This window comes from Pyramidobacter porci, assembly GCF_009695745.1.
Lineage (GTDB): Bacteria > Synergistota > Synergistia > Synergistales > Dethiosulfovibrionaceae > Pyramidobacter > Pyramidobacter porci.
Genome location: NZ_VUNH01000011.1, coordinates 12,638 through 29,510 on the forward strand (window position 1 = coordinate 12,638; position 16,873 = coordinate 29,510).

Annotated in this window: 14 protein-coding genes; 7 read left to right on the forward strand and 7 right to left on the reverse strand. The window is 62.5% G+C overall.

Annotated elements, in window-relative coordinates; translation table 11 throughout:
- The first annotated feature begins 295 nt into the window (after positions 1 to 295).
- From sufC to FYJ74_RS09875, 7 genes are all read left to right on the forward strand, one after another.
- Positions 296 to 1,042, forward strand: a complete 747-nt coding sequence (gene sufC, locus FYJ74_RS09845; RefSeq protein WP_154529409.1) for a Fe-S cluster assembly ATPase SufC — start codon at positions 296 to 298, stop codon at positions 1,040 to 1,042.
- A gap of 5 nt (positions 1,043 to 1,047) precedes the next feature.
- Positions 1,048 to 2,457, forward strand: coding sequence for a Fe-S cluster assembly protein SufB (gene sufB / locus FYJ74_RS09850; RefSeq protein ID WP_154529410.1), 1,410 nt, complete (start codon positions 1,048 to 1,050; stop codon positions 2,455 to 2,457).
- A 15-nt stretch (positions 2,458 to 2,472) separates the two neighbouring features.
- On the forward strand, positions 2,473 to 3,528 hold the full coding sequence (locus FYJ74_RS09855) for a SufB/SufD family protein (protein ID WP_154529411.1): 1,056 nt from the start codon (positions 2,473 to 2,475) through the stop codon (positions 3,526 to 3,528).
- Positions 3,521 to 4,762 carry an aminotransferase class V-fold PLP-dependent enzyme gene (locus FYJ74_RS09860; protein WP_154529412.1) on the forward strand — a complete coding sequence of 414 codons (1,242 nt, stop codon included), beginning with the start codon at positions 3,521 to 3,523 and terminating at the stop codon, positions 4,760 to 4,762. The genes FYJ74_RS09855 and FYJ74_RS09860 overlap by 8 nt, the downstream gene beginning before the upstream one ends.
- Positions 4,752 to 5,198 carry a Fe-S cluster assembly sulfur transfer protein SufU gene (sufU, locus tag FYJ74_RS09865; RefSeq protein ID WP_154529413.1) on the forward strand — a complete coding sequence of 149 codons (447 nt, stop codon included), beginning with the start codon at positions 4,752 to 4,754 and terminating at the stop codon, positions 5,196 to 5,198. The genes FYJ74_RS09860 and sufU overlap by 11 nt, the downstream gene beginning before the upstream one ends.
- Before the next feature lie 178 nt (positions 5,199 to 5,376).
- Positions 5,377 to 6,462: a nucleoside hydrolase gene (locus FYJ74_RS09870; protein WP_154529414.1), complete on the forward strand. Its 1,086-nt coding sequence runs from the start codon at positions 5,377 to 5,379 to the stop codon at positions 6,460 to 6,462.
- 161 nt (positions 6,463 to 6,623) lie between these two features.
- Positions 6,624 to 8,036: an aminopeptidase gene (locus tag FYJ74_RS09875; protein ID WP_154529415.1), complete on the forward strand. Its 1,413-nt coding sequence runs from the start codon at positions 6,624 to 6,626 to the stop codon at positions 8,034 to 8,036.
- A gap of 137 nt (positions 8,037 to 8,173) precedes the next feature.
- Here the strand turns inward: FYJ74_RS09875 and FYJ74_RS09880 are convergent, their stop codons facing one another.
- The 7 genes from FYJ74_RS09880 to FYJ74_RS09905 form a co-directional block, all read right to left on the reverse strand.
- On the reverse strand, positions 8,174 to 9,841 hold the full coding sequence (locus FYJ74_RS09880; RefSeq protein ID WP_154529416.1) for a dipeptidase: 1,668 nt from the start codon (positions 9,839 to 9,841) through the stop codon (positions 8,174 to 8,176).
- Between the two features lie 34 nt (positions 9,842 to 9,875).
- The gene (locus tag FYJ74_RS09885; protein ID WP_154529417.1) at positions 9,876 to 11,045 is read right to left on the reverse strand and encodes a succinylglutamate desuccinylase; all 1,170 of its coding nucleotides are present in this window, start codon (positions 11,043 to 11,045) and stop codon (positions 9,876 to 9,878) included.
- A gap of 16 nt (positions 11,046 to 11,061) precedes the next feature.
- The gene (locus FYJ74_RS11655) at positions 11,062 to 11,226 is read right to left on the reverse strand and encodes a hypothetical protein (protein ID WP_009165844.1); all 165 of its coding nucleotides are present in this window, start codon (positions 11,224 to 11,226) and stop codon (positions 11,062 to 11,064) included.
- Positions 11,227 to 11,233: 7 nt separating this feature from the next.
- Entirely contained in the window at positions 11,234 to 12,568 is a 1,335-nt protein-coding gene (locus FYJ74_RS09890) for a C4-dicarboxylate ABC transporter (protein WP_154529418.1), read from the reverse strand.
- Between the two features lie 97 nt (positions 12,569 to 12,665).
- Entirely contained in the window at positions 12,666 to 13,226 is a 561-nt protein-coding gene (locus tag FYJ74_RS09895; protein ID WP_154529419.1) for a DUF6305 family protein, read from the reverse strand.
- Positions 13,227 to 13,325: 99 nt separating this feature from the next.
- Positions 13,326 to 14,927, reverse strand: a complete 1,602-nt coding sequence (locus FYJ74_RS09900) for a dipeptidase (RefSeq protein ID WP_154529420.1) — start codon at positions 14,925 to 14,927, stop codon at positions 13,326 to 13,328.
- A 133-nt stretch (positions 14,928 to 15,060) separates the two neighbouring features.
- Positions 15,061 to 16,719, reverse strand: a complete 1,659-nt coding sequence (locus FYJ74_RS09905; protein ID WP_154529421.1) for a dipeptidase — start codon at positions 16,717 to 16,719, stop codon at positions 15,061 to 15,063.
- Between the last annotated feature and the right edge of the window lie 154 nt (positions 16,720 to 16,873).

Here is a 16,873-nt window from a genome sequence, read left to right on the forward strand (position 1 = left end):
ATAGGGTGATTTCTCCCTTTGACAAGACCTGAATTTTCTCGAGCCGGTCGATTTGTCAGGCAAAATTCGTCGGAAGCTTCGCGTCATTTTGTCAAAAACGCGCAAAGGACTTTGTGATATCGTTCGTTTAATCCCGTACGACTTTGCGGAAACAGGCGACGAAAAATTTCTGCGGCGGAATTTCGCCCCGTAAAAATCATTGCCGAGTTTTTCTATAGGAATTTATCCTTGCGGCGTAAAAACATATTGATATAATAGGTTTATCTCAACAATCCGAGATCGATGGGGGAGTTTCATGTTAAAAGAACTGTTGAAAGTCGATGGCCTGACCGTGCGCGTGGAGGACCGGGAGATCCTTCGCGGCGTCGATCTGACGGTGAACGCCGGCGAGACGCACGTCCTCATGGGGCCGAACGGCGCCGGCAAGTCGACCTTGGGGTACGCTCTGATGGGCGACCCGCGCTATACGGTCGGCGCGGGAAAAATTTTCTTCGACGGCCGGGACGTGACCGAAGCATCCGCGGCGCAGCGCGCCAAGGCGGGGATGTTCCTGTCGTTTCAGGCGCCGCTGGAAGTGCCCGGCCTGACGCTGAGCGGTTTTCTCCGCACGGCGCTGGAACAGCGCACGGGCGGGCGCGTCAAGTTCGGGGCTTTCCGCAAGGAGCTGGCGAAGGCGATGGAAGTTCTGCAGATGGATCCGTCCTACGCTGACCGCGACCTGAACGTCGGCTTTTCCGGCGGCGAGAAGAAAAAGTCGGAAATCCTTCAACTGCTCATGCTCAAACCGTCTTTCGCCATCCTTGACGAGACGGACTCGGGGCTCGATGTCGATGCGGTGCACGTCGTTTCCGCCGGCATCCGCGAGTATCAGAAGAACGAAAACGCGGCGCTGATGATCATCACGCACAACGCGCGCATCCTCGAATCGCTGCGCGTCGACGCCGCGCACGTGCTCGTGCAGGGGCGGCTCGTCGCTTCCGGCGGCGCGGAGCTGGTCGGCGAGATCGGCGCGCGCGGTTTCGAAGGCTTTCTCGGCAGGTGAACGCCATGAAAGAAAAGACGTACGTCGAAGACTTGGATCGCAGCCGCTACGACTTCCGCTTCGACGAAAAAAGCGCCTACAAAGTCGAAGAAGGGCTGACGGCGGAAATCGTCGCCCGGATCTCCGCGGAGAAGAACGATCCGGAGTGGATGCGCGAGTTCCGCCTGAACGCGCTGAAAATCTACGGCGAGCTGCCGTGCCCCGACTGGGGGCCGTCGCTCGACGGGCTGAACATGGAAAACATCGTTACCTACGTGCGCCCCGATACGGAGCGTATGCACGCGAACTGGGACGACGTGCCGGCGGACATCAAGGACACGTTCGAGCGTCTCGGCATCCCGCAGGCGGAGCGCAAGTCGCTGGCCGGCGTGGGCGCGCAGTACGATTCCGAGCTGGTCTATCACAACGTCAAAGCCGAGGTGGCATCCCAGGGCGTGGTTTACACCGATCTGGAAAGCGCGCTGCGCGGCCCGTACGCGCGCATGATCGAAGAGCATTTCATGAAGCTGGTGCCGCCGCGCGACCACAAGTTCGCGGCGCTGCACGGCGCGGTCTGGTCGGGCGGCTCGTTCGTTTACGTGCCGCCGCGCGTGAAGGTGGAGATCCCGCTGCAGTCGTATTTCCGCCTCAACGCGCCCGGCGCGGGGCAGTTCGAGCACACGCTGATCATCCTCGGCGAGGGCGCCGATTTGCATTTCATCGAAGGCTGCTCGGCGCCCAAGTACAACGTGGCCAACCTGCACGCCGGCTGCGTGGAGCTGTTCGTGGGCAAAAACGCGCGCTTGCGCTATTCCACGATCGAGAACTGGTCGAAGAACATGTACAACCTCAACACCAAGCGTGCCGTCGTCGAGGAGGGCGGCGTCATGGAATGGGTATCGGGGTCGTTCGGCTCGCACGTCTCGTATCTCTATCCGATGACGATCCTGAACGGAGACGGCGCGCGCGTGGAGTTCACCGGCGTCACCTTCGCCGGGCGCGGGCAGAATCTCGACACGGGCATGAAGGTCGTGCACGTTGCGCCTTCGACCTCGTCGTACGTCTCCACGCGCTCGATCTCCAAAGACGGCGGCGTCAGCACGTTCCGCAGCGCCGTGGTCGTGACCGCCAAGGGGCAACGCGCCAAGTCGTCGGTCTCGTGCCAGTCGCTGATGCTCGACGCGCTCAGCCGCAGCGACACGATTCCCGCCATGGACATCCGCACGCCGGACGCCGACGTCGGCCACGAGGCCAAGATCGGCCGCATCAGCGACGAGTCGGTGTTCTACCTGATGTCGCGCGGCATTCCCGAGGACGAGGCGCGCGCCATGATCGTCAGCGGTTTCGCCGACAACGTCTCCAAGGAGCTGCCGCTGGAATACGCGCTGGAAATGAACAATCTGATCCGCCTGGAAATGAAGGGCAGCATCGGCTAGAGGAGGAAAACTTTCATGGATTCGATGGAGATGAAGGTCAATCGCCTGCCCGCGCCGACGTGGAACTGGCTGCGCATGAACGGGACGGAAACGGCCGCGCGGGTCGGCGGCGAAGGAACGTTCGGCGTCGAGATCCCCGCGGGCGTCACGGGCGAAACGCTGCCCGCGCCGTCGCTGCGCTGCGCGTGCGGCATGGGGCCGGACGTCGGCCGTCTGGCGGAGGAAGCGGCGCTGCCGGTCCGCAAGTATACGGCCGCGGGAAAAACGGAGGAAGCGCTGCGTTTCGGCTTTGATTACGCGGACGGCGCGGCGGCGTTCAATGCCGTGGAGCTGGAGACGGGCGAAGGCGGCGAGCTGACGGTCGTCATGGACTTCCGTTCGTCCCCCGGCGCGGCGGGGTTCGCCGGCGCGCAGACGAAGATGGAGCTGGGGCGGAACTCGCTGCTGCGGCTGGTGCAGATCCAGCGGCTCGGCGGGCTGACGTTTTTCAACGACGTGGGCGCGCGCTGCGCCGACGGCGCGCGCGTGGAACTGATCCAGCTGGCGCTGGGCGGCGGGAACGTCTTCATGGGCGCGCAGTGTGCCCTCGAAGGGCGAAGCAGCGCGCTGAAGGCCGACGTCGGCTATCTGCTGCGCGGGACCGAACGGCTCGACATGAACTATACCGCGCTGCACGAAGGGCGCCGCACGCAAAGCGAGATCAACGCCTCCGGCGTGCTGCGGGAGAAGGCTTTCAAACTGTTTCGCGGCACGATCGACTTTCGCCGCGGCGCCGCGCAGGCGTCGGGCAGCGAAAGAGAAGACGTGCTGCTGCTGGACGACGGCGTCGTCAACCAGACGATCCCGCTGATCCTCTGCGGCGAGGACGACGTGGAGGGCAATCACGGCGCCACGATCGGACGCCTCGACGACCGGCTGCTGTTTTATCTTGAGTCGCGCGGGCTGCCCCGCGATGGCGTGTATGAAATGATGGCCCGCGCGCGCGTCGCCGCGGTGGCCGCGAAGATCCCCGACGAAACGGCGCGGCGCGACGTGGAGCGCTGGCTGAACGGAGGTGCGGACGATGTCTGAGGCGGAACTGAAACGGGAGGACGAACGCCTGCGCGGCGACTTTCCGATTTTCGCCGATAAGGAGCTGGTCTACCTCGACAGCTCGGCGACGACGCAGAAGCCAAAGCGCGTGCTGGACGCGGTGCTCGATTATTACGAGAAAAACAACGCCAACCCGCTGCGCGGCCTTTACGGGCTGAGCGTGGCGGCGACGGAAGTCTACGAAAACGCGCGCGCGGCCGTGCGGAAGTTCATCAACGCCGCCGCGCCCGAGGAGATCGTCTTCACGCGCAACGCCACCGAAAGCCTGAACCTCGTGGCCTACAGCTACGGCATGAACTTTTTGAAGCCCGGCGACGAGATCCTCGTCAGCGTCATGGAGCACCACAGCAACCTGCTGCCCTGGCAGAACGTCGCCCGCGCGACCGGCGCGGCGCTGAAGTTCGTCGACTGCGCGCCGGACGGCTCGCTGACGGCGGAAGCGTTCGCCGCGGCGCTGACGCCGCGCACGCGGCTGGCGGCAGTGACGCACGTTTCCAACGTGCTGGGCGTGAGAAACGACCTGAAAACTTTTGCCGGACTGTGCCGCCGCAACGGCACGATCCTCGTCGCCGACGGCGCGCAGAGCGTGCCGCACCTGCCCGTGGACGTGCGGGAGCTCGGCGTCGATTTTCTCGCCTTTTCCGGGCACAAAATGCTGGCGCCGATGGGCATCGGCGTGCTGTACGGACGGCGCGAGCTGCTCGACAAAATGCCGCCGTTCCTCTACGGCGGCGAGATGATCGAGTCCGTCCGCCGCGACGGCGCCACCTACGCCGCCGCGCCGCACAAGTTCGAGGCCGGCACCGTCAACGCCGGCGGCGCGGCGGGGCTGGCGGCGGCGATCGAATACATCCGGTCCGTCGGCTTCGAAACGATCCAGCGCCGCGAAAACGACCTCTGCGCGCTGGCCCTGAACGAGATGAAAAAGATTCCGCACGTGCATGTGCTCGGCAGCGACGACCCGCTCGACCATCACGGCATCCTGTCCTTCACGATCGACGGCGTGCATCCGCACGACATCGCGGCGATCTGCGACGAAGCGCGTATCTGCGTGCGGGCCGGACATCACTGCGCCCAGCCTCTGCTCGAACATCTCGGCTGCCGCTCGACGGCGCGCGCCAGCGTCGCCTTTTACAACACGGAGGGAGACATCCGCCGTTTTATCGCCTGCCTGGCGGGCATCCGAAAGAAGATGGGTTACGATGGAAAGTAGAACATTTTACAACGAAGTTCTCACCGAACACAACGTGCGCCCCGCGCACAAGCGCGCGCTGGAAGGCGAGTGTTTCTCGCTGGAAGGGGTCAACCCGTCCTGCGGCGACGACATCACGCTCAGCCTCAGGGTCGAAGACGGCGTCATCGTCGACGGCGCCTTCGAGGGCGACGGCTGCGCGATCTCGCAGGCTTCCGCGGACATCATGCTCGATCTCGTCATCGGCCGCACGAAAGATGAAGCCCTGCGCCTGTCGGACCTCTTCCGGCGCATGATCCAGGGCGCGGCCTCCGAGGCGGAGATCGAAGAGCTCGAAGAGGCCGGCGCGCTGCGCGACGTCTCTCACATGCCGGCGCGCGTCAAGTGCGCCGTGCTGGGATGGCACACCCTGGACGAGATCCTGAGGAACCCCGATAAAGCCGTCGGGCAGCGCTGACGCCGCTTGAACGAAAAAATTTCCCCGAGCGCCCGGGGGAATTTTTTTATGGGTGCTCCAAGCGGACAGAGTTATCGGTTTATGATAAAATAGATAAAATCAAAAAAATGACAATAACGGGATAAAGAGCGGGCACGCTGATTTTCTTTGTCCCGATCATAAAAAGGGGTGACAGTCGATGAAGTTCTTTGCTTTAAGACGGTTGCGGGCGATTTTGGCCCTGACGGCGGTGACGGTGGCGTGTTCCGGAGCGCCCGCCGCCGAGAAGGTTCTTCTCGACACCGACATGGTGGAGGCTTTTGACGACGGCATTGCCATGCTCATGCTGGCCCGAGCGCCGCAGGTCGAGCTGCTCGGAGTGACGACGGTCGTCGGCAACACCTGGGTTGAAGAGGGAACGGCCTATGCCCTGCGCCAGCTTGAAGCCGTCAAGCTCGAATGGAAGGTGCCCGTGGCGATGGGATTTGCCGAGGCCACGCGCCGCGGCCGCGCCGAAGGACTTGGGGAAGAGCGGCGTCTTTTCGGCGAAGGTCACGACGACTGGATGGGCGCCTACTCCCATTCTCGTCCCGAATCGTGGCAGGCCGCCTACACGGCGATGTACGGCGTCAAGCCCAAATGCGCCCCCGTGAAGGAACACGCGGTCGATTTCATGATCAACTGCGTCAAACGCAATCCCGGCGAAGTGACGATCGTCGAGATCGGCACCTGCGGCAATCTCGCCGCGGCCGTGCGCCGGGCGCCGGAGATCGTGCCGCTGATCAAGCGCGTGATCTACATGGGCGGAGCGGTCTTTCAGGAAGGCAACGTCACGCCGGCCGCGGAGTTCAACTGGTGGTTCGATCCCGAAGCGGCCCGCAGTTGTCTGCGCACGCCCTTCAAAGAGCAGATCATCGTCCCGCTCGACACTTGCGAGAAGATCCGTTTCGACGGCCCCCGCCTGCTCGACGTGATGGGGCACGTAAAGAACGAGATGATCGCGCCGATGCTGCAGCGCAAGTACGACCTTTTCTTCGCCGATAATCCCGATTACGTGATTTACGTCTGGGACGTGATCGCGGCGGCGATCTTTGTGGATCCGTCGCTGATCGCCGAGGAAGTCTCGTATCCCGTGGACGTGGACGACCAGTTCGGCCTGAGCTACGGCAAAGTTTACGCTTTCAAGGGGAAAGCTCCTGCCGGCGCTCGGAGCGCCCGTATTATCCTGACAGTCGACGAGGGACGGCTGTGGGAAATGATCTATAAGCTCTGCGACGAGCTTTAAGCGAACGCGACAGGGCCCGGAACTCCGCGGAGTTCCGGGCCCTGTCGCAGTGTGGTCAAAAGAATTCCACAAACGATTCTTTCACGACATTTCCGGTATAATCTGAAACGAGAGAACGGATTCTTCCATTTCAATTCAAATAATTTTACGGAGGCGTTGCAATGAGTCAGAACAGTTTCACCCGTCTTTATCCGTCGGTCTGGAAGCAGGACAAACAGAGCGCGATCATGGAGTTCGCCGAAGGCTACAAGGCCTTTCTCGATACGTGCAAGACCGAACGCGAGACCGCGGCCGAAGTGATCCGCCAGGCGGAAGCGGCGGGCTACGGGAATCTCGACGAGCTGTGCGCGGAGCACCGCGGACTGAAAGCCGGCGACAAAGTATACGCGCTGCGCCAAAACAAGGCCGCCGCGCTCTTCGTGATCGGCCAAAGACCGCTGACCGACGGCATGAACCTGATCTGCGCCCACGCCGACGCGCCGCGCCTCGACCTGCGCGCCAACCCGCTTTACGAGAAGGACGGCTACGCGCTGATGAAGACCCATTATTACGGCGGCATCAAAAAGTACCAGTGGGCGGCGCTGCCGCTCAGCCTGCATGGCGTCGTCGTCAAAAAAGGCGGCGAGCGCGTCGACGTCGTCGTCGGCGAGAACGAGTCCGACCCTGTTGTGTACGTCAGCGATCTGCCCAAGCACCTTTCCGCCGAGCAGATGAAGCGATCCCTCGAAGAGGGGCTCAAAGGCGAGGAACTGAACCTCGTCGTCGGCTCCGTGCCGCTGGCCGGAGGCGAGGGCGACGCCGTCAAGAAACAAATCCTCGCGCTGCTGGAAGAGCGTTACGGCATCGGCGAGAAGGATTTCGTCAGCGCCGAGTTCGAAGCGGTCCCCGCCGGACGCGCCCGCGACGTCGGCCTCGACGCCTCGATGATCGCCTCCTACGCGCACGACGACCGCGTCTGCGTCTACACCGCCCTGCAGGCCATGCTGCGCGTGGAGCGTCCCGTCTATACCGCCGGCGTGATGTTCGTCGACAAGGAAGAAGTCGGCAGCAACGGCAACGCCGGCATGAACTCCCATTATATGGAGAACCTCGCCGCCCGCCTCGTGCGCCTGAGCGGCGGCGACGCGCTGGACCTGAATCTGGCGCTGGAAAACTCCAGACTGCTGTCCGCCGACGTCACCGTCGGTTACGACCCCAACTTCGCCGACGCGTTCGAGGTGAACAACACCGCGCGCCTCGGCAGCGGCCCCGCCATCGTCAAGTACGCCGGCTCCAAGGGCAAGAGCGGATGCAACGACGCCAACGCCGAATTCGTCGCCATGGTTCGCGACGTCTTCGACGACGCCGGCGTGACGTGGCAGATCAGCACCATGGGACGCATCGATTTGGGCGGCGGCGGCACGATCGCGCCCTTCGCCTCGCGCTACGGCATGCACGTGCTCGACTGCGGCGTGGCCCTGCTGAGTATGCACGCCCCCTTCGAACTGGCCAGCAAAGCCGACGTCTACGAAACGGTCCGCGCCTACGAAGCCTTCCTGAACAGCGCCGCCGAGATGAAAAACTACCTGCGCTGACGAGTGTGCGGCACACGCCTTGTTTTTGATAACCCGTCGATAAAAAGCGGCCGGAAGCCGGCGAGAAAAAATTCGTCGGTTTCCGGCCGCTTTGATCGTTCCACGCGGAACGGTCAGGCCGTTTTTTTCGGATAATTCTAGCGCCCGTTCTTCACGTCGTCGGCCATCGTGTTGCCGAAATCGACGGCCTTGAGCCACTCGGGATTGTAGCCGGGCTGCTTGATTTTGTTGTCTTCGATGTAGAAGGGCATTTGTCCGTACTTGGAGACCAGATATGCGGCGAAGCCCCACCAATCTTTTTCCAGCGCCTTCATGTTCGTGGCGCAGTAGTTGGTCAGGAACGCCTTGGCCGCGGCGGGATCCTTGGCGTAGAGGTCGAGGGCCAGTTTTTCGATGCCGGGCTGCGCGTCGAAGGTGCGCTGCTCGATCGCGGCCTTTTTGGCGCGGATCTCGGGGTACATCATGTCCCAGCGGTGCTGCGCCCACTGCTGCACGAAGTTGAACGCCCACCAGGGATTCTCCGTGTTGAAGTTGACGCGGTCGTTGTCGCCCCAGTTCTTCGGCAGCTCGGTGACGCCGGCGTAAATGGGCGTGTAAACGGTCGTGTCGGGAGCGGCGAGGCCGAACCACAGCACGCCGCCGATCGCCGCGGGCAGGTCGGCGCGGGTCTGCCCGATGAAGCTGTACGAACACTGCGGCACGGCGATGGCGCGTTCCCAGGAAGCCCAGGCCTTGCGGTCTTCCATGTCATGTTTGGGTTTCTGCGGGCGGAAGCGGGCGGGAGAGCCGAAAGGGCCGGCCGCCAGACCCTTGGTCATGTCGTAGGGCGTGCCTTCGAGGTGGTCGCTGTAGATCTTTTCCAGATCCTGAACGGTCAGCTTGTGGTCGGGTTTGACCGAGAACGGATAATCCTGAAGGCCCGAGCCGGGCGTCAGTTTCAGCGAAGGCGCGACGATGTCGAAAGCGCGCCACTCGCGGCGCGAGCTGCCGAAGCTGTTCTTGGCCGCTTCGCCGTAACTGCCGTTGTCGAAGATGTGCGAGAAGTTGAAGGGGTCGCCCTTTTTCCACCAGCCCATTTCCTCGGCCAGGGCGGTAATGTTGGCGGAGTACATGTAGTTGTCCTTGTCGTTGAAGTCGATCACGCCGAGGCGGGAGCGGTTGGCGCCGACGAAGAACTCGTCGTCGGGCACGCGGCGGGCCGCCCAGATGGCGCCCGGTTTGCCGCTGTCCTTCGTCCACAGCAGACCGGCGCCGCAGATCTCGAAGACCCACAGTTCCTTGCCGTCGCTGATGACCAAACCTTCGCCGCCGTCGCCGTAGCCGTATTTCTCGGCCAGTTCGCCCATGACCTTGATCACTTCGCGGGCGGTCTTGCCGCGCTGCAGGCCGAGGGCCTCGAGGTTCTCGATGTAGAACAGGCCGCTGGCGCTCTGCACTTCGTCGCGTCCGGTCCAGGTGTGTTCGCCGATCATGACCTGATGCTCGTTGAGGAACGGATAACCGATGTGGAAGTACGTGTAGGTGCGCTCGACCTGAGGAATCTGGCCGGCGACCGTCAGCGAACGGCCGGGGCGGCTGTCCATGCAGGAGACGATCTTGACGTCGACCATTTCGCCGGGCTGGTGTTCGCCGCCGGGCACCACGCGCACGCGGGCGTCGTACCAGCTGTCGCAGGTGTGGGCGACGAGGATCGAACCGTCGGCGGTGGCCTTCGGGCCGACGCCCATGGGCGTGCAGGCGACCGACGCCGAAGCGGCGGCCAGCAGCGCCGCGCCGGCGAAAAGCGTTGTGGAAATACGTTTCATGTCCTTTTCCTCCTTATGAGAATTGGCTTGGGGCTTAGTCGTAGTACAGGCGGTCCTTGGGAGCTTCGGCGGGGTTGTGGAACAGGAATCCCAGCCCTTTCTCCATGATTTCGCCGTAGCCGGGGACTCCCTCGATCAGGATGGTCTTGTCGGGATGGATCATGTTGTTGACTTCGATCAGCGTCAGCACGGTCTGCACGTGACGCGCGACGCGCTTTTCCGCCGGCCAGCCGTTCTCGTCGATGGGCGAATAAAGCAGGTGGTGCTCGCCGGCCTTCATGACGAAACGGTCCTTGCCCGACATCGCCAGTTCTTCGTCGGTGATGCCGCGGATGCGGTCGAGCATCGGCTCGGCCACTTCGCACAGATAGGACGTGGCCTCGGAGTGGTCGCCGATCTCGCGGTGCGACAGGCCGTGCAGGGCCTTGGGCGAGAATTCCATGCCGATGGGAATGTCGAACATCGTCGAGGTCAGCGTCATCGACGTCATCGCGCCGACGTCCTGTCCCTTTTCATGCACGACCATCGTGTTCTCGACGGGGTATTCCAGCTCGGCCTCGTGGAAGTCCATGGTCATGTCGACGCCTTCCTGGCGGATCAGCTGCATGGCGGCGTAATTCGTGCGCTCCGTGAGCAGCCCGTTGGCGCGCCCCGGCCAGGCGCGGTTGGCGTTGCGGATGTCCATGTAGGCCAGGTTCTGCCCGCTGGGGTAGTGGATGTACACTTCGGGATCGGGCCACGAGTCGAGAGGATTGCTGGCGCGGTCGCCGAAGCGCCAGCGTTTGACGCCCCAGTCCGTCTTAACGTGGGTGAAGCGGGGATAGGCTTCGCCCAGACGCGTGAGCGTCGAGCCGCTGGTGTTCAGTCGATCGATGACGATCACCCGTCCCTGCGTGACTTTCACGTTTTCCGTGAAGGCCTGAGCTGCCATGTTGGCGACCGGCTCTTCGGGGTGAGTTCCGCCGATGATCAGGATCGTACCGCCGGGCACGCCGCTGTCGAAGAAGTAAACGTTGGCGTCGTTGACGGTCCCTTTGAGCCCGCCGTCGGGGAAGTATTCGCTCAGTTTCTTGACCTGAGTCAGAGCCGCGCTGGGCACGACCGGCTCCTTGAACTCGCGGTGCTCCTTGAAGAGCACGCCCGCGGTGGCCGCCGCCGCTCCGGCGACGACGAGAGCAAGGCATTTTACGGCTTTCAGATTCATTGCGCGCGCCCTCCTTTTACTTGAGGCGCAGAAGGCGCAGTACGAAGGGCATCATGATGATGCTGTAAAGCACAGCTTTCTGCGGATCTTTCGTCTTGACGAAGTTCATGACCACCGCCAGCAGGAAAAACGCGGCGATTCCGTAATACAGCCACATAACGATATTGTTCAGCATGATCATGACCAACTTAACCTCCAATCACAGCGGCGAGCTCTTTGCTGTACACCATGCAGGCCGTGCAGACGGCGAGGATGAAGAGCATGGGGATCAGCGCGGCCTTGACGAAGCCGTCCCAGTAATTTCCCTTGTAATCAAGCTCCATGACCGCTGCGCGTCCGACCACCGCGGTGGGAGGCAGACAGTCGCCGACAGGCCACATCACCGACCAGGTGGAAAGCGAAACGATTGGATCGAGCCCGAGCATGTTGAACAGCATGATCAGCGGCACGCCGAACAGCGGCGCGACGGCGTACTGAAGCACGCCTTCGGAAAGCGGCAGGATGATCCACAGCGTGGCGAACAGCACCGTCAGCGGCAGCGTCACCACCATCAGCGACAGCAACCCGCGGGCGCCGCTCAGCGCCAGCACCTGGATCAGCGTGCCGACGACGACCATCGCGCCGACCAGGCCGAGCAGGTTCTCGACCGTCTGACGGGCGACCGCGAAGATGCGCAGGTGAATGGGGCTTAAGACGATGACAGAAAATGCCGAGATCATGAACACCAGCGGCAGGCCGAGGATCGGGAAGCTGAAGGGGAACGCGCGTCCGGCGAGGATCAGGCCGATCAGCACGACGAAGGGGATGACGGCCCGCTGCCAGTTCCAGCCGGCCGGAGCTTCGGGCAGTTCCTTGAGCGCCTGCTCCACGTCGATGGCTTTGCCGCGGCCGGCCAGCCAGAAGGTGGAGAACAACGCGCCGACGATCGACATCAGCGCCAGCGGTGCGCCGAAGCCGACATAGGGCATGTTCGCGCCGGCGGCCGCCATCATGGCCCACAGGTTGATGGGCGGACAGGCGGCGCTCATGGCCGCGAGCAGGAAAATCAGCGCCACGCGGCGGTCTTCAGGCACGCCCATGGTCATCAGCACGGAACCGACCAGAGAGCCGACCGTCAGCACCGTTGTCGCTCCCGAGCCGGTGATGGCGCCGGGAACCAGCATCAGGACCGTAAGGAAGAGCAGGCAGACGAAACGGTGCGCGTGAAAGCTGCGCACGATGCAGCGCACGATGTAGGCCACGCCGCCCGACTCCTTGTAGAGCATCATGAAAAACGTGGCGGTGAGAAAGGTCAGGCACACGTCGAAGTAGGTGAAGGAGCCTTCGATCACGTGACGGATCATTTCCACAAAGGGAAGGGGCGAACGGGGGTCGACGCCCTTCGGAAGCAGTGCATGCACCGCCAGCCCGACCAGGGCCGAGAGGAACATGGACAGCTCCGTGCTTATCTTCATTTTCTTGCCGATGGCGAAAGCGACGACGACCGCAGCCAGCACCAGCGAAGAATGGACAAACATAGTCATTGACAAATACGTCCTTTCAACGGAGAAATTTAAATGAAAAAGAGTGCGGAAAAATAAGGCGTTCCAGCGGCGAACAGGCTGCGGGAACGCCTTTGCCTTATTCGGCGGCCTTCAGCGCGGGGCCGATGGCCAGAGCGTCTTTGACGACGATCAGAGGTTTGTTGTGTTCCTGGGCGTACTTGGTGAAGAACCCGTCGCTGTCGCTGTCGGTGACGGCGAGGATCACATCGGCGTCCTTCATCACGGCTTCGATGGAAGCGGCGTCGGAGTTGTCGGTGCGGCGGGCCATGCCTTCGATGTGAGCGCCGATCACAGTCATGCCGAGCTTCTTGGCTTCGGCGATCAGTTCGGTGCAGCGGGCGATCTCGCTTTCAACGTTGGTGCCGGCGGCGCCCATGCCCTTCATGCTGGTGCCGGAAGTGACGATCAACGTCTTGGCGTTGGCGGCGGCCAGCTTGTCGGCGGTGAGTTTGTTGTCGTGGTTGGCCGCGATCTTGGACTGCATGGCCGACATGTGCACCATGACGGCGCCGGGGCTCTGGCCGCAGGTGGTAACGATAAAGGGCGCGTTCAGCTTGGGCACTTCCACGGCGAACGCGAAGCTGCTCAGCACGCAGGCGGCGAGCAGAGCGACGAAAACGGCGGATAACTTTTTCATGGAAAACCTCCTGAATTGAGAAATAGTGATTGTGAAGAACTGAACGATTCAGCCGCGCCTCGATGGAAGCGGCCGAATCGCTCAGGCGTTTCCGTGCGTTTAGCTCTTCTTGTTGTTGATGTACTTGGTGATCAGGGTCCTGTTCAGCTGGTGCCACGCCTTTTCGGCCTTATCCATGCAGTCCAGGGTAAAGCTGGTGACCATCTGCGTCGCGGCGGCGGGATCCCTTTTGTAAAGTTCGGCGCCTTCCTTGTCGATGCGGGCCGTTTCGTCGAAGAAGCTCTTTTCGAGAGGCGCCCGCACGGCTTCGAGATCGGCCATGGCTTCGGCGTAGCGTTTCAGAACGAGGTCGTCGGCGAGCATGAACGTCCACTGGGCCGATTCGGGCGTGTAACTGTCGCGGTCGAACTGGCGCCAGCTGGCCTTCGTGTCGGTCGCGCCGCAGTAGATGGGGACGTAACAGGTGGTGTGGGGCGCGTCGAAGCCGAACCACAGGATGGTGCTCAGGGGCTTGGGCATGCCGTCGCGGGCCTGGGCCACGAAACTGTAGGCGCAGTTGATCACCGAGACCGGGCGGCTGTAGTTCATCTTCAGCAGCGCGCGCATGTCGCGGGTGGGGAACGGCGAGGCCAGAGGGCTTTTGACGAGCTTGCCGTCCTTGCGGATGAACCATTCGTCGGCGTCGTACATGTCGAACTGAGTGCCGTCGTGATGGCTGCGCAGCATCGCCTGCACTTCCTGCACGGAAAGCTTTTTGCCGGGCTTGACGGCGAAGGGATAGGACGTCGCTTCCGCCAGCGGATCCCATTCGCGGTCGGGATCGAGACGGCGGTACAACGAGTAGAGGCGGTTGCGGACCCAGTCGGACGAGAGGGCCCAGCCGCCCGTGTAAGGCGCGTAGGCCTTCGCCCAGTTGAAGGGTGCGCCGCTTGCGGGATTCCACCAGCCCATGTCGATGGCGAACTGACGGTAGTCCTTGGAGGCCATGAAGTTATCCGTGTCTTCGGGATGGACTTCCTGGATGCGGGCGACGTTGCAGGTGATCAGCACCATGTCGTCGGGGACGCGCTGGGCGACCCAGTACGCGCCGGGCTTGCCGCTCTCGGGCGTCCACATCATGCCGGCGGAGCGGATCTCGAACAGCCAGGCTTCCTTGCCGTCGGCGATCGTCAGGCTTTCGCCCTCGAAATCGCAGGAACCGAGGAATCCGTATTTTTCCGCCAGGGAGCCGATCAGGGCGATCGCTTCGCGGGCGGTCTTGGTGCGCTGCAGCGCGAAGATCTCGAGCTGCTCGATCGTCAGAATGGCGCGAGCGTCCGGACGGAAGGTCTTCATTTCCACCTTCTGGGCGAAGGTGCTTTCGCCGATCGCCAGACCGTATTCGTTCATGAAGGGATAGCCGACGTGGAAATAACCGTATGTCTCCGGGGCCTGGGGGATCTCGCCGATCTTCGTGATTTCGGCGGATTCGTCGTTGGTGATGTTCCAGAAAACGGGCGCCATCTCGCCGTCGGCGTGCTTGCCGCCGGGGATGAAGCGCACCTGCGCGTCGTAAAACGCGCCGTCCGCGGTGTGGGAAGTGATGACGGAACCGTCCGCCGAAGCTTTCGCTCCGACGACGACGTCGGTGCAGGCCGAAGCCGCTCCGGCGAGAAGCATGACGCCAAGTACGCTGGAAACGATCGTGTGCTTTGCTTGCATGTTCCATTACCTCCTTCGGGATTTTGACACTCCAACTCTCTGTTCATCGAACGAAAAGCCGGCGGAGGATTTTCGCGTCGCAGCGGGCAAACCCTCCCGCCGGCTTTTTTGACACTGGAACGAAAACGGGAAACTACTTGCTGTTGGTGGCTTTCAGGTCGCGCTCGGTCATGCCGCCGAAGTCGACCGCCTTGAGCCATTCCGTGGGATAGCCGGGGGTCTTCTGCGATCCGTCGGGCTGCATGACGCCGCCGTCGCAGTACTTGCCGATCAGCTCGAAGGCGAAGTTCCACCAGCCGTCGTTGACTTCGTTCATGGCCTTGTTGGTGTAGGCCGTCAGGTACTCGACTGCCTTCTGGGGATCCTTCTTGTACAGCTCGACGGCGTGGGCTTCGATCGTTTTCTGGTCGGCGAAGAATTTATCTTCGTAGCTGGCCTTCTTGGCGCGGATCTCGGGATAAATGGCGTCCCAGCGGATCGTCGCCCAGTTGTTGACGAGGTTGAACGCCCACCAGGCGCTGTCGCGGTCGAACACGTGGCGCTTGGTCTCGCTCCAGGCCTTGGGCACGGAGGTCACGCCGCAGTAGATGGGAACGTACACGGTGGTGTCGGGCGAATCCTCGCCGAACCACAGCACGCCGCCCACGGCGTCGGGCATGTCGGCGCGGCTCTGGGACACGAAACTGTAGGAGCAGCGGAACAGCGCGATGGGACGCTCCCAATCGTCGCCCTTGCGACCTTCGGGACGAACGTCCTTGGGCGTCTGCCAGCGGCTGGGGCAGCCGAAGGGGCCGGCGGCCAGACCCTTGGTGAGGTCGTAGTCGGTGCCTTCGAGGTGATCGCTGTACACGTCCATGATGTCCTTGACGGAAAGTTTCTTGTCGGGCTTGACGGAGAAGGGGTACATTTCCCACTTGGCCAGCACGGGGAACTTCTGTGAAGGCGCGACCAGGTTGAGCGCTCTCCACTCGCGGCGGGCGGCGTAGTAGGGGTAGCCGTAGGGCTCGGGATTGAAGATCGTGGAGAAGTCGAAGGGCTCGCCCTGCTTCCACCAGCCCATGGCCTCGGGCAGCTTGGTGATGTCGGTGGAGTGCATGGTGTTCTCGGTGTCGTTCAGATCGATGACGCCGAGGCGCGAACGGTTGGCGCCGACGAACACTTCGTCGTCGGGGAGGCGCTTGGCCGCCCAGTGGGCGCCGGGATTGCCGGAATCCTTATTCCACAGGCCGCCGCCGCAGATCTCGAAGACCCAGCATTCCTTGGGATCGCCGATGATCAGCGTCTCGCCGCCGTCGGCATAGCCGTACTTTTCGGCCAGAGCGCCCATGACCTTGATGGCTTCGCGGGCCGTCTTGGCGCGGGCCAGTCCGAGCGCTTCGAGGTTCTCGATGTACATCAGGCCTTCGGTGGAAGCCAATTCGTCGCGGCCGCTCCAGGTGAACTCGCCCATCATCAGCTGTTGATCGTTCATGAAGGGGTAGCCGATCTGGAAGTAGGTGTAGGTGTGCGCCACCTGCGGGATCTGGCCGACTTTGCGCAGCGGCTTGTTGGGGCGGGTGTCGACGCACATGACGTTGTAGATGTCGACCATTTCGCCTTTTTTGTGGTCGCCGCCGGGAATGATCTTGATGCGGTTGTCGTACCAGCCGTCGCAGGTGTGGCTGACCATGACGGAGCCGTCCGCCGACGCTTTGGCCCCCACGCCCATGGGCGTGCAGGCCATCGCTGCCGCCGCCGAGAAGAGCAGGGCGGCGCTGACGAAGGCCGCTGCCGAGAAACGTTTCATTTCCATTCCTAATGACCTCCTTGAAAATTGCCTGCCGTTCGCAGGAATCTAAGAGAACTCCGTGCCGTCCCCATGGACAGCCCGGTACTGCACGATAAGGAATTTAAAGAAGGAAGATCTGGCAAAAATTCGCCCCACCGAAGATGACGCCCTGAACAAA

Bases quoted from the DNA above. Each gene is read 5' to 3' on its own strand.
- FYJ74_RS09890 (WP_154529418.1), bottom strand. From the start codon at position 12,568: ATGACTATGTTTGTCCATTCTTCGCTGGTGCTGGCTGCGGTCGTCGTC.
- FYJ74_RS09885 (WP_154529417.1), bottom strand. From the start codon at position 11,045: ATGAATCTGAAAGCCGTAAAATGCCTTGCTCTCGTCGTCGCCGGAGCG.
- sufB (WP_154529410.1), top strand. From the start codon at position 1,048: ATGAAAGAAAAGACGTACGTCGAAGACTTGGATCGCAGCCGCTACGAC.
- FYJ74_RS09895 (WP_154529419.1), bottom strand. From the start codon at position 13,226: ATGAAAAAGTTATCCGCCGTTTTCGTCGCTCTGCTCGCCGCCTGCGTG.
- FYJ74_RS09870 (WP_154529414.1), top strand. From the start codon at position 5,377: ATGAAGTTCTTTGCTTTAAGACGGTTGCGGGCGATTTTGGCCCTGACG.
- FYJ74_RS09880 (WP_154529416.1), bottom strand. From the start codon at position 9,841: ATGAAACGTATTTCCACAACGCTTTTCGCCGGCGCGGCGCTGCTGGCC.
- FYJ74_RS09905 (WP_154529421.1), bottom strand. From the start codon at position 16,719: ATGGAAATGAAACGTTTCTCGGCAGCGGCCTTCGTCAGCGCCGCCCTG.
- FYJ74_RS09860 (WP_154529412.1), top strand. From the start codon at position 3,521: ATGTCTGAGGCGGAACTGAAACGGGAGGACGAACGCCTGCGCGGCGAC.
- FYJ74_RS09875 (WP_154529415.1), top strand. From the start codon at position 6,624: ATGAGTCAGAACAGTTTCACCCGTCTTTATCCGTCGGTCTGGAAGCAG.
- FYJ74_RS09855 (WP_154529411.1), top strand. From the start codon at position 2,473: ATGGATTCGATGGAGATGAAGGTCAATCGCCTGCCCGCGCCGACGTGG.
- FYJ74_RS11655 (WP_009165844.1), bottom strand. From the start codon at position 11,226: ATGATCATGCTGAACAATATCGTTATGTGGCTGTATTACGGAATCGCC.
- FYJ74_RS09900 (WP_154529420.1), bottom strand. From the start codon at position 14,927: ATGCAAGCAAAGCACACGATCGTTTCCAGCGTACTTGGCGTCATGCTT.
- sufC (WP_154529409.1), top strand. From the start codon at position 296: ATGTTAAAAGAACTGTTGAAAGTCGATGGCCTGACCGTGCGCGTGGAG.
- sufU (WP_154529413.1), top strand. From the start codon at position 4,752: ATGGAAAGTAGAACATTTTACAACGAAGTTCTCACCGAACACAACGTG.